The sequence below is a fragment of the Cellulomonas sp. McL0617 genome (genome assembly GCF_049994875.1).
Classification (GTDB): Bacteria; Actinomycetota; Actinomycetes; order Actinomycetales; family Cellulomonadaceae; genus Cellulomonas.
On sequence record NZ_CP188256.1, the window covers coordinates 2,991,514 to 3,015,269 of the forward strand.

The 23,756-nt window shown below is 71.8% G+C and carries 17 protein-coding genes and 1 pseudogene; 10 read left to right on the plus strand and 8 right to left on the minus strand.

What is annotated here, in order from left to right:
* Positions 1-7 precede the first annotated feature (7 nt).
* The 3 genes from ACPPVS_RS13470 to ACPPVS_RS13480 are packed head-to-tail and all read right to left on the minus strand — an operon-like array spanning position 8 to position 4,450.
* On the minus strand, positions 8-2,488 hold the full coding sequence (locus tag ACPPVS_RS13470) for a glycosyltransferase (RefSeq protein WP_426592763.1): 2,481 nt from the start codon (positions 2,486-2,488) through the stop codon (positions 8-10).
* Positions 2,485-3,459: a GDP-mannose 4,6-dehydratase gene (locus ACPPVS_RS13475; RefSeq protein WP_426592764.1), complete on the minus strand. Its 975-nt coding sequence runs from the start codon at positions 3,457-3,459 to the stop codon at positions 2,485-2,487. The genes ACPPVS_RS13470 and ACPPVS_RS13475 overlap by 4 nt, the downstream gene beginning before the upstream one ends.
* A 4-nt stretch (positions 3,460-3,463) precedes the next feature.
* The gene (locus tag ACPPVS_RS13480) at positions 3,464-4,450 is read right to left on the minus strand and encodes a GDP-mannose 4,6-dehydratase (RefSeq protein WP_426592765.1); all 987 of its coding nucleotides are present in this window, start codon (positions 4,448-4,450) and stop codon (positions 3,464-3,466) included.
* Positions 4,451-4,547: 97 nt separating this feature from the next.
* Here ACPPVS_RS13480 and ACPPVS_RS13485 point away from each other — a divergent pair, with 97 nt between their 5' ends.
* The 6 genes from ACPPVS_RS13485 to ACPPVS_RS13510 are packed head-to-tail and all read left to right on the plus strand — an operon-like array spanning position 4,548 to position 12,127.
* Positions 4,548-5,102 (plus strand): hypothetical protein, encoded by a 555-nt coding sequence (locus ACPPVS_RS13485; protein WP_426592766.1) that lies wholly within the window; start codon positions 4,548-4,550, stop codon positions 5,100-5,102.
* Entirely contained in the window at positions 5,099-6,571 is a 1,473-nt protein-coding gene (locus tag ACPPVS_RS13490) for a glycosyltransferase family 4 protein (RefSeq protein ID WP_426592767.1), read from the plus strand. The genes ACPPVS_RS13485 and ACPPVS_RS13490 overlap by 4 nt, the downstream gene beginning before the upstream one ends.
* Positions 6,568-8,073: a glycosyltransferase family 4 protein gene (locus ACPPVS_RS13495; RefSeq protein ID WP_426592768.1), complete on the plus strand. Its 1,506-nt coding sequence runs from the start codon at positions 6,568-6,570 to the stop codon at positions 8,071-8,073. Before ACPPVS_RS13490 ends, ACPPVS_RS13495 begins: the two co-directional genes overlap by 4 nt.
* A gap of 57 nt (positions 8,074-8,130) precedes the next feature.
* Positions 8,131-9,075, plus strand: a complete 945-nt coding sequence (locus ACPPVS_RS13500; protein ID WP_426592769.1) for an FkbM family methyltransferase — start codon at positions 8,131-8,133, stop codon at positions 9,073-9,075.
* Positions 9,072-10,604, plus strand: coding sequence for a glycosyltransferase family 4 protein (locus ACPPVS_RS13505; protein WP_426592770.1), 1,533 nt, complete (start codon positions 9,072-9,074; stop codon positions 10,602-10,604). Before ACPPVS_RS13500 ends, ACPPVS_RS13505 begins: the two co-directional genes overlap by 4 nt.
* Positions 10,601-12,127: a glycosyltransferase family 4 protein gene (locus ACPPVS_RS13510; RefSeq protein WP_426592771.1), complete on the plus strand. Its 1,527-nt coding sequence runs from the start codon at positions 10,601-10,603 to the stop codon at positions 12,125-12,127. The genes ACPPVS_RS13505 and ACPPVS_RS13510 overlap by 4 nt, the downstream gene beginning before the upstream one ends.
* Positions 12,128-12,131: 4 nt before the next feature.
* Here the strand turns inward: ACPPVS_RS13510 and ACPPVS_RS13515 are convergent, their stop codons facing one another.
* The gene (locus ACPPVS_RS13515; protein ID WP_426592772.1) at positions 12,132-14,021 is read right to left on the minus strand and encodes a DUF4214 domain-containing protein; all 1,890 of its coding nucleotides are present in this window, start codon (positions 14,019-14,021) and stop codon (positions 12,132-12,134) included.
* A 215-nt stretch (positions 14,022-14,236) separates the two neighbouring features.
* Here ACPPVS_RS13515 and ACPPVS_RS13520 point away from each other — a divergent pair, with 215 nt between their 5' ends.
* Positions 14,237-15,142 carry an ABC transporter permease gene (locus tag ACPPVS_RS13520; RefSeq protein ID WP_426592773.1) on the plus strand — a complete coding sequence of 302 codons (906 nt, stop codon included), beginning with the start codon at positions 14,237-14,239 and terminating at the stop codon, positions 15,140-15,142.
* On the plus strand, positions 15,142-16,341 hold the full coding sequence (locus ACPPVS_RS13525) for an ABC transporter ATP-binding protein (RefSeq protein ID WP_426592774.1): 1,200 nt from the start codon (positions 15,142-15,144) through the stop codon (positions 16,339-16,341). The genes ACPPVS_RS13520 and ACPPVS_RS13525 overlap by 1 nt, the downstream gene beginning before the upstream one ends.
* Before the next feature lie 6 nt (positions 16,342-16,347).
* Here ACPPVS_RS13525 and ACPPVS_RS13530 read toward each other — a convergent pair whose 3' ends face one another.
* Positions 16,348-18,294 carry a DUF4214 domain-containing protein gene (locus ACPPVS_RS13530; RefSeq protein ID WP_426592775.1) on the minus strand — a complete coding sequence of 649 codons (1,947 nt, stop codon included), beginning with the start codon at positions 18,292-18,294 and terminating at the stop codon, positions 16,348-16,350.
* A gap of 192 nt (positions 18,295-18,486) precedes the next feature.
* Here ACPPVS_RS13530 and rfbB point away from each other — a divergent pair, with 192 nt between their 5' ends.
* Both rfbB and ACPPVS_RS13540 read left to right on the plus strand, forming a co-directional pair.
* A complete protein-coding gene (gene rfbB, locus ACPPVS_RS13535; protein ID WP_426592776.1) occupies positions 18,487-19,482 on the plus strand; it encodes a dTDP-glucose 4,6-dehydratase in 996 nt (331 codons plus the stop codon).
* Between the two features lies 1 nt (position 19,483).
* A complete protein-coding gene (locus ACPPVS_RS13540; protein ID WP_426592777.1) occupies positions 19,484-21,799 on the plus strand; it encodes a hypothetical protein in 2,316 nt (771 codons plus the stop codon).
* Positions 21,800-21,827: 28 nt separating this feature from the next.
* Here the strand turns inward: ACPPVS_RS13540 and ACPPVS_RS13545 are convergent, their stop codons facing one another.
* From ACPPVS_RS13545 to ACPPVS_RS13555, 3 genes and pseudogenes are all read right to left on the minus strand, one after another.
* Positions 21,828-22,109 (minus strand): hypothetical protein, encoded by a 282-nt coding sequence (locus ACPPVS_RS13545; RefSeq protein WP_426592778.1) that lies wholly within the window; start codon positions 22,107-22,109, stop codon positions 21,828-21,830.
* A gap of 134 nt (positions 22,110-22,243) precedes the next feature.
* A pseudogene (locus tag ACPPVS_RS13550) lies at positions 22,244-22,630 on the minus strand (FAD-dependent oxidoreductase); the annotation flags it as partial.
* Positions 22,602-23,654, minus strand: coding sequence for a lysylphosphatidylglycerol synthase transmembrane domain-containing protein (locus ACPPVS_RS13555; protein ID WP_426592779.1), 1,053 nt, complete (start codon positions 23,652-23,654; stop codon positions 22,602-22,604). The pseudogene ACPPVS_RS13550 and the gene ACPPVS_RS13555, both read right to left, overlap by 29 nt.
* Between the last annotated feature and the right edge of the window lie 102 nt (positions 23,655-23,756).

The window sequence follows — 23,756 nt, forward strand, 5'->3', positions numbered from 1 at the left end:
CAGACGGTCAGCCCTGGCCGACCCCGCGGGTCACCCGACCCCAGGCCCGACGGCTGACCTCCTGCACGCCCCCGGCCCGCAGGTAGTCGCGCGCGAGCGTCAGGTCGGAGCGCACGGAGCGACGCGGCCCCCGACGACGCGGCCGCGGGGCGTCGCCGACCGAGCCCGGAACCGCGAGGTCGGCTGCCCGGCGCGGGTGGCGGGCGAACTCGACGAGCGGGGTCAGGACGGTCGACCACGTGAACCCCTGCGCGAAGGCGGCGGACGCCTCACGCGCTGCAGCACCGGCCTCGGCGTCGTAGAGCATCTCCTCGAGGGCCGCCTCGAGCGCGGCGACGTCCTGCTCGGGGACCACCCGGCCGAGGCCGTGCTCGGCGATGAGGGCGCCGAACGTGTCGCCCCCCGTCGCCACGATCGGGAGCGCTGCCCACAGGTAGTCGAGGATGCGGGTGCGGAAGCTGAACGCGGTCTCGACGTGCTGGAAGTGCGTCGAGACGCCCACGTCGGCGTCGAGCAGGAAGTTCGCCCGTTCCTCGTACGGCACCCAGCCCTCGTTGAAGAACACGTGCGTCCCGGTCAGGCCGAGCTCGTCGGCCAGCTCGCGCGTCCGCCACGCCATCGCCATCGTCGGGACGCCCGGGTTCGGGTGCTTCAGGCCGAGGAAGAAGAGCCGGACCTCGGGATGGCGGTCCTTGAGCCGGTCGACCGCACGCAGCAGGGTCAGCGGGTCGAACCAGTTGTAGATCCCGCCGCCCCACAAGATCACCTTGTCGTCCGGGCCGATGCCCGGGACCGCGCCCTTGATGCCGTGCTTCTTCTGCACGGGCGGCGAGTCCTCGATGCCGAACGGGACCACCGCGAGCAGGTTGTCCAGCGAGGCGTCCTCGTCGTAGACCGCGGGGTTGATCCGACCTTGACCGGCCAGCTGACCGAGCCAGAAGTCGCGCTGCTTGTCGGAGGCGCAGAGCAGGAAGTCGGCGCGGCGCAGCTGCTCGTTCAGCGCGTGCGTGGTCACGTCGATCGCGTTCTGCCGGCCCTCGACGCCCAGGTCACGCGCCTGCTCGAGCTGCTCCAGGTGCATCGGGTCGTAGATGTCCGCGACGATGATCTTGTCGCTGCCCTTGAGCCAGGGCGCCGTCTCCAGCAGGAAGCCCTGGAAGATGATGACGTCGGCCCAGCCTGTCGGCTCCTTGAGCCCCGTGCCGGCGGCGTACCCGACGGAGAAGTCCGCGCTCGTGCGCTTGGCGCCGGCCGTCGAGACGAGGCGGACCTCGTGGTCGGGGGCGAGCGCCTTGGCGATCTCCCACGCCCGGATCGCCGGCCCGGCCATGCGTTCGAGCAGCGGCTCGCCGGTCACGACGAGGATGCGGTGGCGGGCCGTGAAGTGCTCGACGATGCCGAACGCCTCGAGCAGCACCTCGTGCGCCGCGAGGTAGGACGGCTGGCCGTACGCGGGCTCGATGGCCTCGCGGAACAGCGGGAACAGCTCGCGGTCGCTGCGCCGGCGCTTGCCCTGCAGCTCGCGGCGGGACTCCAGGAGGCTCGGCAGCTGCTCGACGAAGTAGTCGATCGCGTACGGGCCGGTCAGCGCCATCTTCGGGATCTCGATGGTGCCCACGTCGTCGCCACCCGGCGAGCGCTGCAGGTCCAGCGCCGTGGCGTCGACCCCCGTGCGCGCGACCGACCGGCGCACCGCGAGCGCCATCGCCGCGGGCAGCGCACGGGCGAGCGACTCGTCGTCGTAGTTCTTGTACATCGCGAGCAGCGCGTTGCGCTCGAGCAGGTAGCTCTCGCGGAAGTTGCCGAACTTCTTCATGGTCACGTGGTGCTTGTGGTACGCGACCGAGCCCGGCACGTAGCGCACCCGGTGGCCGAGCAGGTTGAGCCGCCAGCCCAGGTCGACGTCCTCGTAGAACATGAAGAACCGCTCGTCGAACCCGCCGACCTCGCGGTAGAGCTCGGTACGGACGAACATCGCGGCGCCCGTGCCGAACAGCACGTCCTTCGCGGTGTCGTAGGCACCCGTCTCGGGCTTCTCGACCTCGCGCTTGTAGCCCATGCCGAACCACGTCAGGGAGCCGTCGACGTAGTCGATGAGCCGTCCGTCCCAGTCGAGCACCTTCGAGGCGACGGAGCCGATCGTGCGGTCGCCCTCCAGCACCTCGACGGCCGAGCGGATCCAGCCCTTGTCCGGGCGCGCGTCGTTGTTCAGGAACGCGACGTACTCGCCGCTCGCGTGCGCGACGCCGAGGTTGCACCCGCCCGCGAATCCCGTGTTGGAGCCCGAGTCGATCACCGTCGCCGTCGGAACCGCCGTGCGGATCCGCTCGACGCTGCCGTCGCCCGAGTCGTTGTCGATGACGACGAGCTCGAGCCGGTCCGTCGGCCAGTCGATGTCGGCGAACGCCTGCAGGGCGGTGATCGTGTCGTCGGCGCCCTTGTAGTTGACCAGGACGACCGTGACCACCCCGGGGCGGGTCTCGGTCATGCGACACCCCGGACGATCGCGAGGTCGTGGTCGACCATGCGCCCGACCAGCTCGTCGAACGTCACGGTCGGGCGCCAGCCGAGCACCTCGTGGGCCTTCGTGGCGTCACCGATCTGCTCGGCGGCGTCTGCCGGCCGGACCAACCCCTCGTCGGTCTCCACGTGCGCCTCCCAGTCGGCCACCCCGGCGTGCCGCATCGCCGTCTCGACGAACTCCGCGACGGTGTGCGTGACGCCCGTCGCGACGACGAAGTCGTCGGCGGTGGTGTGCCGCAGCGCCCGCGTCATGGCATCGACGTAGTCCGGCGCCCAGCCCCAGTCGCGGCGGACCGCCGTGCTGCCGAGCGACAGCGTCCCACCACCCTCGTGCGCGATCCGCGCGGCCGCGGCCGTGATCTTGCGCGTGACGAACGTCGTCGGACGCAGCGGCGACTCGTGGTTGTACAGGATCGTCGTCGCGACGTGCAGACCCCGCCCACGGAAGATCCCGGCCATCTGGTGCGCGTACGCCTTGGCGGCGCCGTAGGGCGAGATCGGCCGGACGGTCGTGCCCTCGTCCTGCGGCGTGCGGTCAGGTCGGCCGAAGATCTCCGCGCTCGAGGCCTGGAGCACCCGGACCGCCCGGCCCGTGCGCTCCTGCAGGGACCAGGCTGCCTCGAAGACGCCGACCGCCGCCAACCCGCTGACCTCACCGGTGACGGTGGGGTGCTCCCACGAGTAAGCGACCGAGCTGATCCCGGCGAGGTTGTAGATCTCGTCGGGCCGCACGGAGTCGACGAGCTCGCCGACGCGAGCACGGTCGGTGAGCTCGCCCAGGTGCAGGACGACACCGGCCGGCAGCACCGTGCGCTGCTGCGCCTCCTCGTCGGCCGACCGGACGAGGCCGTGCACCTCGATCCCGTCGGCGGCGAGCGCGGCGGCCAGGATCGTGCCGTCCTGGCCGCTGATCCCCGTGACGAACGCGGTCGTCACACCGTCACCGGCCGTTCAGAGCGCGCTGCTCCTCCAGGTCGTTCTCGACCATCATGGTGACCAGGCTCGGGAAGTCGACCTGACGGGTCCACCCGAGCTTCTCCTGCGCCTTGGTCGGGTCGCCGATCAGCAGGTCGACCTCCGCCGGGCGCATGAAGCGCGGGTCCTGCTTGACCAGGTGCGCCCACTCGTCGATGCCGACGTGCGCGAACGCGATGTCGAGCAGCTCACGGATGGAGTGCGTCTCGCCCGTCGCGACGACGTAGTCGTCCCCCTCGGGCTGCTGCAGCATCCGCCACATGGCGTCGACGTAGTCGCCGGCGAAACCCCAGTCGCGCTTGGCGTCCAGGTTGCCGAGCGTGATGTCCTCCTGCAGCCCCAGCGAGATGCGCGCGACGGCCTGCGAGACCTTGCGCGTCACGAACTCGGGACCGCGGCGCGGCGACTCGTGGTTGAACAGGATCCCCGACGAGGCGTGCATGCCGTACGACTCGCGGTAGTTGATCGTCATGTAGTGCCCGAACACCTTGGCGACGCCGTAGGGCGAGCGCGGCCACAGCAGGGTGGTCTCGCGCTGCGGGACCTCCTGCACCTTGCCGAACATCTCCGACGACGACGCCTGGTAGAAGCGGACCTTGCCCAGGTCGTTGCCCGCGTACAGCCGGACGGCCTCGATCATGTTGAGGACGCCCTTGCCCGTGACGTCGCTCGTGACGAGCGCGTTCTCCCAGGAGTACGCCACGAACGAGATCGCGCCGAGGTTGTAGACCTCGTCCGGCTTGGCCACCTCGAGCGCCCTGATGAGGCTCGAGAAGTCGGTCAGGTCTCCCGTGAGCAGCGTGACGTCCGGGACCAGCTCACGCACGAGCTCGTACTTCGGGTTGTTCTGGCCGCGGATCAGGCCGTAGACGTCGTAGCCCTTCGCGAGCAGCAGCTCGGCGAGGTAGAGACCGTCCTGACCGGTGATACCGGTGATGAGAGCGCGGGGCATGATTCCTCGGGGTCAGCAGGCGTTGGGACGCCAGAAGCCTACCGGTCGGCGTCCGACAGCCCGAAAACGGGCGCGGACCCTCACCTATGCTTCACGGGTGCCCGCCTCGAACCTGATCTCGCGCTCACCCGACGGCGAGGACGTCGTCCTCCTGCGCGCGCTGGGTCAGCTCCCGGACGCGCGGTTCGCGCTCGTGCAGCCGGCGTCGGCGCCGACGCCCGCGTGGGTCGCTTCGCTCCGGGACGCCGGGTGGCAGGGCACCGTCACCACCGCCGACGGCGACGACGCGATCCTCGAGGCCGTCCGGTCGGCGGTGCGGGAGCCGCTGCGACTGCTCGTCGTGACCGCGCAGTCCTCCGTCGCCGAGGCGCTCGTCGACGCGCTCTCGTCGCCGGACGTCGTCTTCCTCGGCACCGAGGCCCGCTCGGACGCCGACCTGCTCGAGCAGGTCGTCCGCTGGCGGACGCTCGCCGTGTCGTCGTGGGGCGAGGCGGTGGCCGCGGCCCGCTACGACGAGGACGGCGCGCTGAACCGCGACGAGGCCGCCCGCGCCCGGACCGAGCTGGCCGCGCTGCAGCGCACGATCTCGTGGCGCGTCACGCGACCGTTGCGCGGCGGCCGGCGCGTCCTGTCCCGCCTGCGCCGATCGTGACGGCTCCCGACCCCGTCGCCGGCCTGCTCGCGGCCCTCGACCAGCGTGTCGTCGCAGCCGCGCGAGCGCTCGGACGGCTCGCCGGCAGCGACACCGCGGACACGCTGCGCACGCTGGTGACCCTCGCGCGCGAGAGCACGCAGAGCGACGTCGCCTGGCTGGTCCTGACCGCGGTGGCCGGCACGTTCCCCCTGGCGGGCGAGGTGCAGGCGTTCCGTCGCAGCCTCGAGACGCGGTCCGACGACGAGGCGACGGCCGCGCTGCTCGGCGACGTGGTCCGGCGTCCCTGGCGGGGCGAGCTCGAGCTCGAGATGGAGGTCGTCGTCGGCGGCGTCGTCGTGAACGTCGACTTCTGCGCCCGGCACGACATCCACACCGGGATCCACCGGGTGGTCCGCGAGACCCTCCCCCGCTGGGCGCGGGACCATGAGCAGGTCGCGACGGCGAACGTCGACTCCTACGGGGCGCTGCGGACGCTCGCCCCGCGGGAGGTCCAGCGGGTGTTCGACTACTCCGGCGGCGACGAGGTGGACCGGACCGCCGAGCGCGCGTACCGGGCTCGGCTCGTGGTGCCGTGGCGCGCCGTGCTCGTCATCCCGGAGATCCCCGACCCACAGTTCAGCCCGGCGCTGGCCGCACTGGCGGAGCTCTCCGGCAACGCCGTGACCCTCATCGGGTACGACATGATCCCCGTGGTGAGCGCCGACCTGCGTCCGCACGTCGACGCCGTGCGGTTCGGGCGCTACCTGACCGTGGTCAAGCACGCGGCCCGCGTCGCCGGGATCAGCGTCTCGGCGACGACCGAGTTCGCAGGTTTCGCCCACGCCGTGACGGCCCAGGGACTGCCCGGGCCCCAGGTGCACGAGGTGGTCCTGCCCACCGACGTCCCGCCGCCGGCGCCCGCCGACGAGCACCCGCCGACCCGCCCGCAGGTCCTGTGCGTCGGCAGCCACGAGCCGCACAAGAACCACCGCACGGTGCTGTACGCGGCCGAGCGGCTCTGGCGCGAGGGGCTCGACTTCGAGCTCGTGCTCATCGGTGGGCCGGGCTGGCAGAGCGACTCGTTCGTGCGGCACCTCGCAGAGGTCACCGCGAGCGGACGGCCCGTGCGCGATCGCGGGCGCGTCAGCGACGACGAGCTCTGGCAGGCGTACCGCGACGCCCGGTTCAGCGTGTTCCTGTCCGTGCACGAGGGGTTCGGCCTCCCCGTCGTGGAGTCGCTCGCGTGCGGCACGCCCGTCGTGACCACCGACTACGGCTCGATGCGTGAGATCGCCGACGGAGGCGGCTGCCTCGCTGTCGACCCGCTGGACGACGACGCGGTGACCGACGCGATGCGTCGTCTGCTCCTCGACGACGCCGAGCTGGAGCGGCTGCACCAGGAGGCGACCCGGCGCGCCGCGCGCACCTGGGACGACTACGCCGCCGACCTGTGGGACGTGCTGGCGACCGTCGGGGGCCGGTCGTGACCCGCGGATCCCGGCCCGTCGACGACGCGGAGCTGTGGGTCGCGCGCCTGACCGAGCTGGCGCGCGCGGTCGGCGCTCCGGATCCCCTCGTCGGCATCGACCGCCCCTCCGCACGCGACCTGGCGACGGGGCTCGCTGCGGTCGTCGACCTGGGCGACCGCGCACAGGTGTGGCTCGCGCTCGCCACCCTGACGGCGGAGCTCCCCGAGGACCGGGACGTCGTCGAGCTGACCCGCGCGTGCGCTCTGCAGGGTCCTGGCGCACTGTGGCGGCACGTCGCGTCGTCCGCCACGCCGCAGTCCCGTGCCCACGCGGTCCGGGTGGCGGTGGGTGAGGTCGTCGCCGACGTCAACCACACCGTCGCGACGGACCTGGCGACCGGAATCCAGCGCGTCGCGCGGGAGACCGTGCAGCGCTGGGTCGTGAGCACGACGTGCCGCCCGTTGGCCTGGACCGAGGGCTTCCGGGCGCTGCGCGAGCTGACCGTGGTCGAGTCCGGACGGCTGCTGCCTGGCCTGCCGGTCTCGGACCGCCAGGAGACGGTCGTCGTGCCGTGGCGATCGAAGGTCCTCGTGCCCGAGCTGGCCGCCGAGCACGGCCGCAGCGGACGGCTGCTCGCCCTGGCCCGCTGGTCGGGCAACCGGACGGGCGTCATCGGGTTCGACTGCGTCCCCCTGACCTCGGCGGAGACCAGCGCCGAGGGGTTCGCCTCGGTCTTCTTCGGCAACCTCGCCGCCGTGCGGCACTTCGACCGGCTCGCGGCGATCTCGGGCGCGGCCGCGACCGAGTACGAGGGCTGGCGTCGGATGCTCGGCGCCGTCGGCGCGCACGGTCCGGACGTGCACGAGATCCTGCTCGCCTCCGAGGCCCCCACCCCCGAGGCGGCCGACCTGGCCGACGCGCGCGAGAGGTTCGTCGTCGGCGACCTCCCGCTCGTCCTCGTCGTCGGGAGCCACGAACCCCGCAAGAACCACCTCGCCGTGCTGCACGCCGCCGAGCTGCGCTGGCGGGCGGGCGACCGGTTCAGCCTCACGTTCGTGGGCGGCAACTCCTGGGCGAGCCAGGACTTCACGGCGGCGCTCGCCGACGCACAGCGGGCCGGCCGGCCGGTGGAGACGGCGAGCCGCGTGCCCGACAGGCTCCTGTGGGCGGCCTACCGGCTGGCGCGCCTGACGGTGTTCCCCTCACTCAACGAGGGCTTCGGCCTGCCGGTCGCCGAGTCGCTGGCCGCGGGCACGCCCGTCGTGACGTCGGCGTACGGCAGCATGCGCGAGATCGCCCAGCTCGGTGGAGCCGTCCTCGTCGATCCCCGCGACGACCACGCCATCGCCACGGCACTCGGGCGGCTCCTGAACGACGACGAGCTGCTCGCCGAGCTGCGCGAGCAGGCCCGCGCGCGACCGCCACGCACCTGGGACGACTACGCGGGCGAGGTGTGGTCGTACCTGACGGACGAGCCCTGGCCCGGTCGAGGGACGGCCGCCGGGGCGGCCCGCAGCTGACCTCTCGCACGTCGACGGCGGACGGGGGGCCCACGCGTGCCCGACTATGATGCTCTCGTGCAATCGCCCCCGTTCATCTCGTATGCCCAGAACGGCGAGGACGTCGTCCTGTGGAGAGCCCTCGGAAACGTCGGAGTCGGCACCTACGTCGAGGTGGGAGCGAATCACCCGACCGACGACTCGGCCACGCGGGCGTTCTACGACCGCGGGTGGAGCGGCGTGACCGTGGAGCCCGTGCCGGAGTTCGCCGCGCTGCACCGCCGTGACAGGCCCCGCGACGCGCTGGTCGAGGCCGCCGTCTCGACCACCGAGGGCAGCGTGACGCTGCACGTGATCCCCGAGAGCGGGCTGTCGACGCTCGTCGACACGGTGAGCGCAGAGCACGAGCGCCGCGGCATCGCCCACGAGGACGTCGTCGTACCCGCCATGCGGCTCGACGCCCTGCTCGACGACGCCGGCCTGGCCGGCAAGGACATCCACTTCCTGCTCATCGACGTCGAGGGCGCCGAGGCCGACGTCATCGCCAGCATCGACCTCTCGGTCTGGCGCCCCTGGGTCATGATCGTCGAGTCGACGGCGCCGAACTCGACCGAGCAGACCCACGAGGCGTGGCAGGACGGGGTGCTCGCCGCCGGGTACGAGTTCTGCCTCTTCGACGGGGTCTCGCGCTTCTACGTCGCCGCCGAACGGGCCACCGAGCTCCGGGCCGCGCTGTCCTACCCCGCATGCGTCCTCGACGGGTACCTCACCCGGACCGTCGATCGGCTCGCCGGCGACCGCGCGTCCGCCCTCGCCGACGCCGTGCACTGGCGCACCCTCGCGCTGACCGCCTGGGCGGACGCCGTCGCGGCGTCGGACCCGAGGCCGGACGCACGACTGGAGGAGCAGACCGAGCACCTGCGCGCGCAGATGGCAGCGCTCCAGGGCACGGTCTCGTGGCGGGTGACGCGGCCCTTGCGCGGCGTGCGTCGGGTGGCCAAGCACCTGCGGCCCGCGCGGTGACGGGGCGATCTCCCGCCGACGGCGTCACGGAGACGGACGGGCGGTGGGCCGACATCGTGCTGCGCGCCCTCGACCAGCGTCTGAGCGCGACGGCCGCGGTCGTCCTGGGCTCCGACGCGCCGGTCCCCGCTGACGACGAGCCCGACGGACGGCTCGCGGCGCAGGTGCTTCCGCTCCTCCTCGAGCGGTGCGCCGACCCGAAGCGTGCCGACGTCCGGTGGATCACCCTGACCGCGATCAGGGCGGCCTACCCCACGGCGAGCGAGCTGGTCGGGTTCGGCCGGTACGTGGCGCTCGCGTCGCGCCGCCACGCGGAGTCGGTCGTGTTCGAGGAGCTGCTCCATTCGCCGTCGCCCGAGAACCTCGACATGGAGATGGACATCGTGCACCGCGGTGTCGTCATCGACGTCGACTTCACCGCGCGCAACGACACGCACACCGGGATCCATCGTGTCGTCCGTGAGGTGCTGCCGCGGTGGTCGGACGCCCATGCGATCACGGCCGCCGCCTGGACGACCTCCCGCACGGCCCTGCGGGGTCTCGAACCGCAGGAGCACGCCCGGGTGTTCGACCACGGGCAGGCCGTCGCGACGATCGCCAGCACGCCGGCCGCGCTGCCTCGCCTCGTCGTGCCGTGGCAGAGCACCCTCATCCTGCCGGACGTCCCCAACGGGGCCGCGAGCGACCGGCTGGCCACGATCGGTTCGTTGTCCGGTAACGACCTCTCGCTCGTCGGGTACGACATGATCCCGATCACGAGCGCCGAGACGCGCCCGTTCGGGGATGCGCTGGCGTTCGCCCAGTACCTCACCGTCGTGAAGCACACGCGCCACATCGCCGCGATCAGCCGGTCGGCGACGATGGAGTTCAGCGGCTTCGCGAGCGCCCTGGCCGCGCAGGGGCTGGCGGGCCCGACCGTCCAGGAGGTCGTGCTGACCGAGGAGGCGCCCGCCCACCAGGACGACGTGGTACGCAGCACCGAGCGCCCGCGCATCGTCTGCGTCGGCAGCCGCGAGCCGCACAAGAACCAGCGGACCGTCCTGCACTGCGCCGAACGCCTGTGGCGCGAGGGACTCGACTTCGACCTCGAGCTCATCGGCGGGAACGGGTGGAATGCTGACGTCCTCGCGCCCGCTCTCGCGCGGGCGACGTCGCTGGGCTTCCCGGTCCTCGACACGGGGCGCGTCGACGACGCCTACCTGTGGAACGCGCTCCGGTCGGCGACGTTCACGGTCTTCGTCTCCCTGCACGAGGGATACGGGCTGCCCGTCGCGGACTCCCTCGCCTGCGGGACGCCCGTCCTCACGTCGAACTTCGGGAGCCAGCAGGAGATCGCCGAGGGCGGTGGGTGCCTCACCGTGGATCCGCGGGACGACGAGTCCGTGACGGACGGCATGCGCCGACTGCTCACGGACGCCGCGTTGCTCGACGAGCTGCGGGTGCAGGCGCTGGCCCGGCCACGACGCACCTGGGACGAGTACGCCGACGAGCTGTGGCGGGCGCTGGTTCCCGCCGGGGAGACACCATGAGGAACCGGCGGGCTGCCGCACGCGGGCGGCAGCTGATCGACGACGCCCGATGGACCGCCTGGGCGAGCCGCCTGACCCTGCTCGCGAACGCAGTCGGCCGCGCCCAGGCGCCGTCGACCAGCTCGGCGGACCCCGAGTCCTTGCGTCGGGCGCTCGCCGAGGTCGTCGACGTGTGCGACCGCTCGCAGGTCTGGCTCGCGCTCGCTGTCCTGTCGGGTCGGCTGCCCGACGAGGACACGGTCATCGAGGTCGCGCGCGGCGACGAGTTCGACGGTGGCGCGTCACTCGTCTCCGCGATCGAGCGCGAGACGACGGCCGAGAGCGCCGCGTGGCTGGTCCGCGTCGTCACCGGGGGTGCCGTCGTCGACGTCGCGCACACGGCGTCGACCGACTTCGCGACCGGGATCCAGCGCGTCGCGCGGGAGACGACACGGCGCTGGCTCGCGACCCGTCCGGCGACGCCGGTGGCCTGGACCACCGGCTTCCAGGCGATGCGCGAGCTCACCGCCCTCGAGCGGGACCGCCTCCTCGACGTCCGGGCGCCCGTCGACACGAGCGCAACGGTGGTCACCACCGTGGTCGTGCCCTGGCACACGACTTACGTCCTCCCCGAGCTAGCCGCCGAGCCGGAACGGAGCACGCGCCTGCGCGCGCTGGCGCGGTTCGCGACGAACCGCACCGGGGTCATCGGCTTCGACTGCGTCCCGATCACCTCCGCCGAGACCACGCAGCTGGGCCTGTCGGCCGTGTTCGCGGGGAACCTCTCGGCCGTCCGGTACTTCGACCGGGTCGCCGCGATCTCCAGTGCCGCCAAGACGGAGTACGACGGATGGCGGGCGACGCTCTCGGCCATCGGCGTGGACGGGCCGGAGGTCGGGGCCGTCGTGCTCCCGGTCGAGGTCGACGACGAGTCGACCTGGGACGTCGAGGCCGCCGTGGGCCGGTTCCAGGTCGGGACGCTCCCGCTCGTGCTGGTGGTCGGCAGCCACGAGCCGCGCAAGAACCACCTCGCGGTCCTGCACGCCGCGGACCTCCTGTGGCGCGAGGGCCGCGAGTTCAGCCTGAGCTTCGTCGGCGGCAACGCCTGGGGAAGTGACGCCTTCGTGAACCAGCTGGCGGTCGCCCAGCGGGCGGGCCGGCCGGTCGACACCGAGAGCCGACTGTCGGACGCGCGGCTCTGGGCGGCCTACGCCCTGGCGCGGTTCACGGTCTTCCCGTCGCTGAACGAGGGGTTCGGCCTGCCGGTCGCCGAGTCGCTCGCAGTGGGTACGCCGGTCATCACCTCGTCGTTCGGCAGCATGCTCGAGATCGCGAAGGAGGGCGGCGCGCTCGTCGTGGACCCGCGAGACGACGTCGCCATCGCCGACGCGATGCGCGAGCTCCTCACCAACGACCGCACGCTCGAGCGCCTGCGCGAGGAGGCCGCACAGCGGCCCACGCGGACGTGGGACCAGTACGCGGACGAGGCTTGGGCGTTCCTCGCCGACACCGCCGCCGACAGGCCTGGCGGCGGGGCCGGCTGACCCGTCAGGGGAACCGGGCGATCGCGCGGGCCCGGTACTCCTGGCTCCCGGCGATGCCCGCTCGCACCGCACCCTCGCCCGAGGTGAGCAGCACGGTCGTCCAGCTCGCCAGGCCCGTCGGGTCCGGTCCGCGGCCCAGGAACGTCTGGTAGTAGCTCCCGGCGCGGATCGACGCGGCCTCCCGTGACCACCAGATCGAGTCCACCACCCACGCGCGACCCTGGGTCGCGACCAACGACACCCACGTCGAGACCTCGGCGTCCGAGGCGCCGCGGTGCAGCATCGTCGTGTAGAGCCGCTGGACGTACCCCGGCCACGTGCCCCCCGAGGTCGCGAAGTACTCGTCCGAGTCGTAGAACCGCCGCTGGACGTCGTCGACCGTGCCCAGCCCCGCGCGGATCTGCGTCAACCACGCCTGCGCACCGACGGGGTCGGGTCCGCGACCGAGCACCTCGTTGTAGGCCTTGGTGACCCGCAGCGCGATGTACTCGTCGCTGTGCGTCAACGCCGTCACGAGCGCCGACTGGCTCGTGCCCGAGAGCAGCGCGGCCGTCCAGCCCGTCAGACCGGTCGCGTCCGGGCCGCGGCCCAGCAGGTCCGTGTACAGCGCCTTCACCACCGACTGCGCCTCGGCCGGCGAGATCCAGCTGATGCTGAACCAGTCGCTGCGCAGGCCGAGCGCGATCCGGACCTGGTTGCCGGTCAGCGTCTTGGCCGCGCCGTTGTTGTCGACCACGTTGACGCTCAGCACGCGCCCGCCGTCAGCGCCCAGACCGTTGCGCTGGGTCACCGAGATCGACCGGACGGAGCTGACGCCGAGCCCGGAGGCCACCGTCGCCACCGGGATGGTGCTCACCCAGTCGTGGTACGGGTTCTGCGCGACGGCGTCACCGTCGTCGACGACCGCGGGGAACGTCCCGCCGGCGGTCCAGCCGCCGGTCGACGAGCTGAACTCGGTGCGGGCGATCGTCGACGTGCCGGTGACCTTGCGGACCTGCCCGGCGGTCTGCAAGACCGCCAGGTCCGACTGCGCGGCCTCGAGGAGGGTCCTCGCCCCGCCGGTCGGGCGGAACGCAGCGCCCGAGTACACCTGGCAGGCCGTCGTGTCGCAGGTGTTCGCACCCGACGCGCGGGTCGACGACAGCGCGTAGCTCCGCGCGGCGACGGCCTGGGCCTTGAGCGCCTCCATGCCGTTCGCGAGATTGCCCCAGGACGCCGGGGACTCGCGCGGGACGACGCCGCGCAGGTAGTCCTCGGCGCCGAGCCGGTTGAAGGTCATCTGGGTACCGCTCACGTTCTGCACCGTCAGCTGACCCCGGTACGTGCGCTCGCCGGAGGCCTCGCACACGCGGATCATCCCGTCGACGGTGGACGGGTCTGCCGTGCCGATCGTCACGTTGCCCGCCGTCCAGGCGCCCGCGATCGGCGTCCACGTGGTCGTCCCGCACGACGCGCCGCTCCAGAGCGCGACGGCGCCGCCCGGCTGCAGCTGCGCACGGATCGCGACGTCACCCGTGCCCACCGCAGCGCCGTTCACCTGGACGTTCGTGCCCACGGCCGTCAGGGTCGTCCCGGTCTCCGCGGTGAGCTCGACGTTCATGTACGGGTTGCCGATGCCGGCGAGCGTGGTGCCGCCGTAGTAGTGGTCGAGGATCTGCGTGTAGCCCCACTTGTACGTCACGGCGTATCCGAGCGCGCCGTACTGACCCATGCCGCGGCCGTGGCCCCAGCCGTGGCCGGAGAACGTGATGGAGTCACCCGCCACTGCGAGGACCGGGCCGACCGCCGGCACCGGCGCCGCGGCGGACGGGGCGGCGAGCCCGCCGACGAGCAGCAACGCGAGCACACCGGCCCAGCCGCGCACGCGCACTCGACTCGGTCGACGACTCGACATGACTGCTCCCTGCTCCGCTGTGATGATCCGCGCCATTCCACCACGACAAGGTGGTCGCGCGGTGCACCTCGGCGGTCGAGCTGCTCGACGCTTCACCCGTACAGCGGGCACGGCCCGACGGGGTCTCGACGCTGTCGAACCGGGGTCGCGGACCCACCCGGTAAGATACGAGGCCGGTCGGCGCCCGAGACGGCGCCGCCGGGACAAGGGAGCAGATGACGAACGACAACGCCGTGCGCGAAGCGCGCCTCGCCGCGGAGCCGATGCGGTCGGCCGGGCCTCGCTCGGGCTTCGTATCCGGCACCTGGCACTCCCTGCGGGACGTCTTCCACCACTCCGAGCTGCTCGACCTCCTCATCCGACGCGAGCTCAAGGCCCGCTACAAGGACAGCGTGCTCGGCTTCTTCTGGAGCCTCGCCCGTCCCCTCGCCCTGCTGCTGGTGTACTTCATCGCCCTGGGCCAGTTTCTCGGGGCCTCGCGCAGCATCCCGTCGTTCGCGATCTTCGTCTTCACCGGCCTGACCGCCTGGCAGCTCTTCTCGGACATCGTGACGGGCTCGACGTCGTCGATCGTCAACAACTCCGGCCTCATCAAGAAGGTCTACGTCCCGCGCGAGGTCTTCCCCCTCAGCAGCGTCGGCGCCGCCCTCTTCAACTTCTTGATCCAGCTCCTGATCCTGCTGGGCGCGACGCTCGTCACCCAGCAGTTCCCCACGGGTTCCCGGTGGGCGTACTTCCCGCTGTCCCTCGCCGTCCTGGTCGTCTTCGGGACAGCCCTGGGCCTCTTCCTCGCCGCCGCCAACGTCTATCTGCGGGACGTGCAGTACCTGATCGAGATCCTGATCATGATCCTGTTCTGGGCGTCACCGATCGTCTATTCGTGGGCCCTGGTGCAGAACGCGCTGGCCGGGACGTTCTGGGAGCAGCTGTACCTGGCGAACCCGATGACGCAGGTCGTGCTGGGCTTCCAGAAGACGTTCTGGGTCGCCGGTGACGGTCAGGCGTTCCCCGAGCACCTGATCGGCCGCCTCTGGATCACGCTCGCTGTCTCGTTCGTCCTGCTCTGGTTCAGCCAGCGCGTCTTCTCGCGCCTGCAGAGCAACTTCGCCCAGGAGCTGTGATGTCCACGCCAGTCATCGAGATCCGCGACCTCTCGAAGCGATTCGTCATCCGCAAGGAGAAGTCGCTCAAGGAGCGCCTGGTCAACTTCGGGCGCTCGAACCAGTACAAGGACGACTTCTGGGCCCTGCGCGACGTCGACCTGACGATCGGCTCGGGCAGCACGGTCGGCCTCATCGGACCGAACGGGTCGGGCAAGAGCACCCTGCTGAAGATGATCGGTGGGATCTTCCAGCCGACCTCGGGCGAGGTCCTCCTCCGGGGTCGGCTCGCGGCGCTGCTCGAGCTCGGCGCCGGCTTCCATCCCGACCTGACCGGTCGGGAGAACGTCTACCTCAACGCCTCGATCCTCGGGCTCTCCCGGGCGCAGACCGACCAGCACTTCGACGCGATCGTCGACTTCTCCGGCATCGAGCGGTTCATCGACACCCAGGTCAAGTTCTACTCGTCCGGCATGTACGTCCGGCTGGCGTTCGCCGTCGCCGTGCACGTCGACCCGGACATCCTCCTGGTCGACGAGGTCCTCGCGGTGGGCGACGAACCGTTCCAGCGCAAGTGCATGGACCGCATCCGCGGCTTCCAGCACGACGGACGGACCATCGTCATCGTGACCCACTCCCTCGACACCGTCGCCGACCTGTGCGACCGCGCGATCGTCCTGGAGAGCGGGCGAGTGATCGCCGACGGCGAGCCCCGGGACTCGCTGCGCACGCTGCGCTCGGAGTTCGAGCTGACGCGTCAGGACGACCTGGACCGGCGCCGGGTCAAGGTGCAGGAGGAGGACGCCCGACCCGAGATGGTCGTCGTGGAGTCCGTCGTCGTCCTCGGGCCGAGCGGCCTCCCCGTCGAGAGCGTCTCGCCCGGCGACCCGCTCACCGTCGAGGTGACGGTCCGGGCCGCCGAGCCCTTCACCGACGGCGTGCTCGGCATCGGCATCGAGTCCAGCCTCGGCGTCTCGGTGTTCGGCACCAACACCAAGCTGCTCGGGGTCGGTCTGCCGACCGTCCGGGGCACAGCCACCTACCGGTTCCAGCTCGGCGACCTCACGCTCGGCGAGGGCTCCTACACGCTGCACGGCGCGGTCGCGTCGGTCTCCGGCACGGAGCTGCACCGCCTGCGCGAAGCCGCGCACCTCGAGGTGAAGGGCGACGGCCGCACCGTCGGGTACCTGTCGGCTACCGCGAGCTTCGCGGCCCGCTGACACCCGTCACGGGAACCGGGCGATCGCGCGGGCCCGGTACTCCTGGCTCCCGGCGATGCCCGCTCGCACCGCACCCTCGCCCGAGGTGAGCAGCACGGTCGTCCAGCTCGCCAGGCCCGTCGGGTCCGGTCCGCGGCCCAGGAACGTCTGGTAGTAGCTCCCGGCGCGGATCGACGCGGCCTCCCGTGACCACCAGATCGAGTCCACCACCCACGCGCGACCCTGGGTCGCGACCAACGACACCCACGTCGAGACCTCGGCGTCCGAGCCGCCGCGGTGCAGCATCGTCGTGTAGAGCCGCTGGACGTACCCCGGCCACGTGCCCCCCGAGGTCGCGAAGTACTCGTCCGAGTCGTAGAACCGCCGCTGGACGTCGTCGACCGTGCCCAGCCCCGCGCGGATCTGCGTCAACCACGCCTGCGCACCGACGGGGTCGGGTCCGCGACCGAGCACCTCGTTGTAGGCCTTGGTGACCCGCAGCGCGATGTACTCGTCGCTGTGCGTCAACGCCGTCACGAGCGCCGACTGGCTCGTGCCCGAGAGCAGCGCGGCCGTCCAGCCCGTCAGACCGGTCGCGTCCGGGCCGCGGCCCAGCAGGTCCGTGTACAGGGCCTTCACCACCGACTGCGACTCCGCGTACTGGCGGGCGTCGTAGTAGGTCGCCGCCGAGACCCGGATCTGCGGGAGCGCCGCGTACCCGCCGTTCCCGGGACACGCCGTGAAGGCGACGTCGCGATGGCCGAAGACGCGCGGCAGGGTCACGGTCTGGTTCTGGAACCGGGAGTTCTCCCCCACGCCAGTCGCGTACTGCATCGTCCCGCGGGGATCGACGTCGTATGCGGCCAGCCGCCAGCCGATGATCTGCGCGACGGTGTTGATCGTCGCGGCCGGTGGCACCGCGTCGTAGGTGCCGAGCATCGCGACACCCACGGTCCCCGTGTTGAACCCCCCGGCGTGCACGCCGATCACCGGCGAGTCGAGGCTGTGCGCGCGGCCCTCGTAGAGGTTGCCCCACTTGTCGACGATGAAGTTGTAGCCGATGTCGCACCAGCCGCGCCCGTCGATGTGATAGCGCTGGTCGTTGCGGATCTGCTGCTCGGCCTCGGCGACCGTGCTGTAGTCGTTCGATCCGGCCGTGTGGTGCACCGCAGCGCCCACCAGCTGCGAGGCGACGTCCGGCTCGCACACGGGGGCGGCCGCCCCCCACTGTGCGCGGGTGATCATGGTCGGCGCCGGGCCCGCCATCACGACCGCCGCCGGGGACTCGGAGTCGGTCGACGCCGCGGCCCGCACCACAGAGGTCGAGAAGACGGCGGGCTGCACGATGGCGCCCGACGTCCCCGCCGTCTGCGCGGTCCCGTCGGCAGCGGTGGTGTCGGGAGAGCCGACGAGCACCAGGTTCAGGTCCGCCGACGCCGATGACGCCGGGTCTGTCGCGAAGGACAGCTGGAGCGCGGCCGCGTCCCCGAACCACAGCGGATCCGTCCCACCGCGGCTCGCCGCCCTGCCCGCGTCGGGCGTCCCGGCGTCGGGCGTCGAGTCCTCGGCATCCATCGGCTGCCACGCACTCCAGGCGCCGCTGTCGTCGCGCCAGCGGACCGACGGGTCGAGGTTGTCTACCGCGGCGTCCGCGCCCGGCGCCCACGTGATGCCGACCGTCTGGTAGTCGGCGGCCTCGATCGTCTTGGTGACCACCCGGTCGCCGTTCATCACCGTGTCCGCCGTGACTGCGTCCTGCGGAACGGACCGCGGTGCCTTCACCACGCCGGCGTCGGAGACCGCGGGGACGACCAGCGGGATCTCGTCGAACGCGTCCCCGGTGCCCGGTGCGTCCGTCGGCTGGTCTGTGGCGACCGCGGCCGCCACCGGCGGTCCGTCGACGGACTCAGTGGCTGGGAGCGCGGCGGGAAGGCCTCCGACGAGCAGCGCGGCGAGAGCAAGCTGGGTGAGCATAGGGATGTCCTGACATCGACGACACTGCGGTACCCGAGTCTTGGTCGATGCCGCCGGTGGATCAAGCACCGCCACGCCCAACCGATGTGAAGGTTCCTCGGCGGATCGGCCTCGAAGGCATCGAGCATAGACGGGGGCGCGGGCCGGGTAGGCTGTGGCGGCTTCTCGACCCGCCCCTGGAGGTTCTCTCTCGTGCGACTGCTCGTCACCGGCGGCGCCGGATTCATCGGCTCCAACTTCGTCCACCAGACGGTCCGCGAGCGTCCGGACGTGCAGATCATCGTGCTCGACGCCCTCACGTACGCGGGCAGCGAGGCGAGCCTCGCGCCGGTGCACGACGCCGTGGACTTCCGCAAGGGCGACATCACCGACGTCGACCTCGTCGACGAGCTGGTCGCGCAGGTGGACGTCGTCGTGCACTTCGCCGCCGAGTCGCACAACGACAACTCGCTGCGTGACCCGTGGCCGTTCGTGCAGTCCAACATCATCGGCACGTACACGCTGCTCGAGGCGGTTCGTCGGCACGGGACCCGCTTCCACCACATCTCGACCGACGAGGTGTACGGCGACCTCGAGCTGGACGACCCGGCGAAGTTCACGCCGGACACCCGGTACAACCCCTCGAGCCCGTACTCCTCGACTAAGGCGTCGTCCGACCTGCTCGTCCGTGCCTGGACGAGGAGCTTCGGCATCCACGCGACGATCTCGAACTGCTCGAACAACTACGGCCCGTACCAGCACGTCGAGAAGTTCATCCCGCGGCAGATCACCAACCTCATCGACGGCGTCCGGCCCAAGCTCTACGGGAGCGGCCAGAACGTGCGCGACTGGATCCACGTCGAGGACCACAACTCCGCGGTGTGGGCGGTCATCGACCGGGGTCGGGCGGGCGAGACGTACCTCATCGGCGCCGACGGCGAGCACACGAACAAGGAGGTCGTCGAGGCGATCCTCGAGCTGTCCGGGCACGCTCGGGACGACTACGACCTCGTGAGCGACCGCCCGGGACACGACCTGCGCTACGCGATCGACGCCTCCAAGCTGCGGACGGAGCTCGGCTGGGAACCGCGATACGGCAGCTTCCGGGACGGCCTCGCGGCCACCGTGGGCTGGTACCGCGACAACGAGGCATGGTGGCGTCCGCAGAAGGACGAGACCGAGGCCCGCTACGAGGGGCTCGGACGCTGACGTGACCCAGGAGACCCCTGCCCCCGAGGCCGCCGCGACGGATCGGCAGCATGCCGAGGGCGACCCGCCCCCTGCCCCCGAGGAGACGCGGCCCGCCGACCAGCAGCCGCACGACGGCATCCAGCCCGACTCCGGTCAGCCCGCACCCGCGCCCACCCGTGGACGGCAGGTCGCGATCGCTGCCGTCGCCGCTGTTCGGGCGGCCTGGCCGCACGCGCTCGCGGGAGCGATCGCCTTCGCGGCGGCCCTGTGGACGTACCGGCCCTGGGCGTTCGGCTCGGCCGTCGCGACCCCGAGCGGCGACTCCCTGGCCTTCCACGCCTGGGTGCAGAACATCATCGAGTCCGGCTGGTACGAGCACGGCACCCGTCTGGCGGCGCCATTCGGGCAGAACAGCCACTCCTACAGCGTGACCGACGAGCTGCTGTTCGGCTTCGTCGGCAAGATCCTCGCGCCCCTGACCGGCAGCGCCGGCGCCGCCGTCACATGGGCGGTGATCCTGTCCTTCCCCGCCGCGGCTGTCCTCGCGGTCGTCGCCGCCCGCACCCTGCGCGTGAGCCGCGTGGCGAGCGTGCTCGTCGGCGTCGCGTTCGCCCTGCTGCCCGACCATTTCATCCGCGCGACCGGACACTTCTCGCTGGCCCAGTCCTGGGTCGTGCCCATCGGCGTCATCGCCGCCACGTCGCTGGTCCACCCGTTCGAGGGCAAGCGACGTCGGCGGTACGTGATCGAGGGCGTCGTCCTGTTCGGGTGCGTCTGCATCTCGCTCGTGAACGCCTACTACGCCGTGTTCGCGGGCCTCCTCATCGCGGGGGCGGCCCTCGGGGCGTGGCGCAAGTTCGGGTTCCGGCACGCCGTCACGCCGACGGCGCTGCGTGCGGCGGCGCTGGGTGTCCCGCTCGCCGTCGCGATGTGGATGGACAAGCTGTACCTGCCCTCACCCCTCGGCTACCCGTCCATCGCGCTCTCCCGGTCCGCGGCGGACGCCGACGTGTACTCGGGCAAGCTCCTGGCGTTCCTGCTGCCCGCGGCGCAGCACCGCAGCGAGCTGTTCCGCAACATCCGCAACAGCTACGACTCGACGTTCCCGAACCCCGCGGAGCAGCCCGCCCTGGGCACCGTGGCGACCGTGGCGTTCCTGGCTCTCATGATCTGGGCCGTGCTCGTCTACTGGCGTCCGCGCGCCGCCGAGAAGTCGCCGATCCTCGCGACCCTCGCCGCCCTGACGTGGGTCGCGATCATCTGCTACACGGTCGGGGGCATCGGCGAGCTCTGGGCGTTCGTGCTCAACGGTGGCGGGCTGAGGGCGTGGAGCCGGATGCACGTGTACATCGCGCTGCTCGCCCTGCTCGCGGCCGGCGTGACGCTGGACAAGATCCGCCGGCGATGGGTGCTGTGGGCGACCGTCGGGGCGCTCGTCCTCGTCGCCGTCGTCGACCAGACGAGCCCGTGGTACCGGCCCGACCCGGGCGTCGCCGTCGCGATGCAGAAGGACGTGTCGGACTTCACGTCGCAGATCCAGGGCGAGGTACCGTCCCAGTCGCTGATCTACCAGTACCCGGACGTCTCGTTCCCCCTGTCGTTGACGGACACGACTCCGGCATCGGCGTACGACGGCTTCCTGCCCTACCTCTACTCCGACGGTCTGCGCTGGTCCTACGGCGGGCTGCAGGGCGATCCGAAGGCCGACTGGCAGACGAGCATGGGGCTTCGGCCCATGGCCCAGCAGGCCGCTCTGCTGCAGGCGGCCGGGTTCAAGGGCCTCGTGATCGACACGACCGCGCTCACGAGCAACCCGACGGCGCTCGACGCGGCCCACCAGGCGCTGGGGTCACCCGACGTGACGAGCAGCAGCGGTCGGTGGGAGTTCTACCGGCTCGACGGCTCGGATCCCTCCTGCGTCGCCGGCACCGACGACCTCGCGGACGTCGCCCTCGCGCCCCCGATCCTGTACCCGGGAGCCGGGACCCACCCGACGGGCAACGTGCTGATCAACGACCAGCCCGGTCCCGGCACGCTGCGCATCCTGACGCTGCGGCCGAGCGGGTGGGGGCACGTCGACACCGAGTTCACCATCGAGGTCCCGCCGTCGGGGCTGCGCGTGACGTGGCCGGACGGGACCCAGGTCGAGCTCGCCGCAGGCACCCAGCAGGTCCAGTGGTCGGGCGCTCTCCCGCGTACGGAGACGGTCGTCGGCATCGAGCGCCTCGACGGCAGCGCGACCCCGTACCGCATGTACGGCTTCTCCGCCCAGGTCGGGACGGGGGCGGCCGCCGAGGCGTGCCTGGCAGCACGCGCGGCGCCGGCCACGTCCTGAGCGCGTCCGGCAGGAATGCCGGACGCCGTCAGGCGGCGACGACCTCGTCCAGCTGACGCACCACGTGGTCGGCAATCTCGAGGGCGGACGTCGCCGCGGGCGAGGGCGCGTCGATGACGTGCACCTGGTGCGCGGCGGACCGCACCAGGAAGTCGTCGACGAGCTGACCGTCCGCGCGCAGGGCCTGGGCCCGGACTCCTGCGGGCGCGGGGACGAGATCCTTCGCCGTGATGCCCGGGACGAGCCGCGCGAGGCTGTGCGCGAACGCCGTGCGCGAGAGGGACCGGATGACCTCACGGGCCCCGGGCACGACGTTGCGGACGCCGAGCCGCTAGGTGCCCGGCCAGGACAGGGCGTCCACGAGGTCGGCCGCCCGGACGTCGCCCAGGTGTAGGGCCCCGCATGGACGTCGCCCGTGACCGACCGGGTGAGGTGGACGCCGAGGAACGGGAACCGCGGGTCCGGCACGGGGTCGATCAGGCCCCTCACGAGGGGGCGCCGCTCGGGCACCAGCTCGAGGTACTCGCCACGGAACGGGACGATGCGTGCTCCCGGGTCGACGTCGCACGCCGACGCGATGCGATCGGCGTACAGCCCGGCGCAGGTGCCCAGGGCGTCGACACGCAGCGTTCCCGACGAGGTCTCGACGACCATCGCGCCCTGCACGACCCGCGCGGAGCCGAAGGACTCCCCGAGCCGCAGCTCACCGCCCGCGGCCAGGATGTCCGCCGCAAGCGCGTCGCAGCCCCCCGGGTAGTCGACGATCCCGGTGCTCTCCACCCGGAGCGCCGCTCCCTGCGACTCAGATCCCGATGCCGGGGTCTCCGACATAGGGGCCCTCGCGCCGTCGCGCGATCGCCGCGAGCGCGGCGGCACCGCCTGCCATCAGCAGGTCGGCCAGCGTGAACAGGACGCGGGAGACGGCCGCGTACGCGATGGCGGAGCCGGTCCCCACCAGCGGGGCGAGGACGGTCACGATGACCAGCTCACGCACCCCGGCACCGGACGGGAGCAGGATCGCGAACAGACCGGCGACCATGGCGATCCCCATGCTGCCGACGAAGAGGAGCAGCTGCCGGCCACCGAGCTTGGCGTCGCTCCCGACGAGCAGCCAGAGCTGGAGGCCGTAGCAGCAGTAGGAGCCGAGCGCCCACGCGAGCGAGTGGAGGACCGTCCGCCTGCGGACCGGGTGGGTCGGACGCGGGCGACGCAGGAGCTTGAAGCCGAAGTTGGCGACGGCCGTCAGGACCTTCGGGTGCAGGCAGATCAGGCCGAACGGCAGCAGCACGTACAGCCAGCGGACCCACGCCAGGCTCGGGTCCTCGCTGATCAGCTGGGGCAGGGCCAGCGCGCCGACGATCAGCGCGCCGACCACGGCGACCATGAGCGAGAAGACCGTCGCGGTGAACACCCGGGTCCGGGCCAGCCCGGCCCGTCGGCCGAGCTCGAGCTGGAGGACGTACGCCCACACGGATCCCGGCAGATACTTGCCGAGCTGACCGACGAGGAAGATCTGACCGCCGCGGCGGATGCCGATCGGGGTGCCCAGATCGTCGACGAGAACCTGCCAGCTCAACGTCCCGCACCCGATCCCGACGGCGACCAGCACCGTGGCACCGACCACCGTCGTCCACGACATATGCGAGATCGCTCGCTCGACCTCGGACCAGTTGTGCAAGAGGGTCCAGCTCGCGGCCGCGATGACCACGGTGAGCAGGACGATCCGGGCGATCGTGACGACGCGTGCACTGACCCGAGGCTTGGCGGCGGCGACAGGTGGGTCGACGACGAGGGCTCCGGTGCCCGAATTTCCGGTCTCGGCGTCGAGGTCTGGCTGCAGCCTGCTGTCGTCCATGTGCCCTTCCGTCCGGCGCCCGCCATCAACCGAGCTGCCCCAGGATCCGAGGGTGACAGGGACCTCCGGTGAGGCCGATATGATTGACGCCGCCCAACATCG

Excerpts from the sequence above, each read along its gene's own strand:
- ACPPVS_RS13530 (WP_426592775.1), bottom strand. The coding sequence starts at position 18,294 with ATGCTCACCCAGCTTGCTCTCGCCGCGCTGCTCGTCGGAGGCCTTCCC.
- ACPPVS_RS13470 (WP_426592763.1), bottom strand. The coding sequence starts at position 2,488 with ATGACCGAGACCCGCCCCGGGGTGGTCACGGTCGTCCTGGTCAACTAC.
- ACPPVS_RS13515 (WP_426592772.1), bottom strand. The coding sequence starts at position 14,021 with ATGTCGAGTCGTCGACCGAGTCGAGTGCGCGTGCGCGGCTGGGCCGGT.
- ACPPVS_RS13525 (WP_426592774.1), top strand. The coding sequence starts at position 15,142 with ATGTCCACGCCAGTCATCGAGATCCGCGACCTCTCGAAGCGATTCGTC.
- ACPPVS_RS13520 (WP_426592773.1), top strand. The coding sequence starts at position 14,237 with ATGACGAACGACAACGCCGTGCGCGAAGCGCGCCTCGCCGCGGAGCCG.
- ACPPVS_RS13510 (WP_426592771.1), top strand. The coding sequence starts at position 10,601 with ATGAGGAACCGGCGGGCTGCCGCACGCGGGCGGCAGCTGATCGACGAC.
- ACPPVS_RS13555 (WP_426592779.1), bottom strand. The coding sequence starts at position 23,654 with ATGGACGACAGCAGGCTGCAGCCAGACCTCGACGCCGAGACCGGAAAT.
- ACPPVS_RS13480 (WP_426592765.1), bottom strand. The coding sequence starts at position 4,450 with ATGCCCCGCGCTCTCATCACCGGTATCACCGGTCAGGACGGTCTCTAC.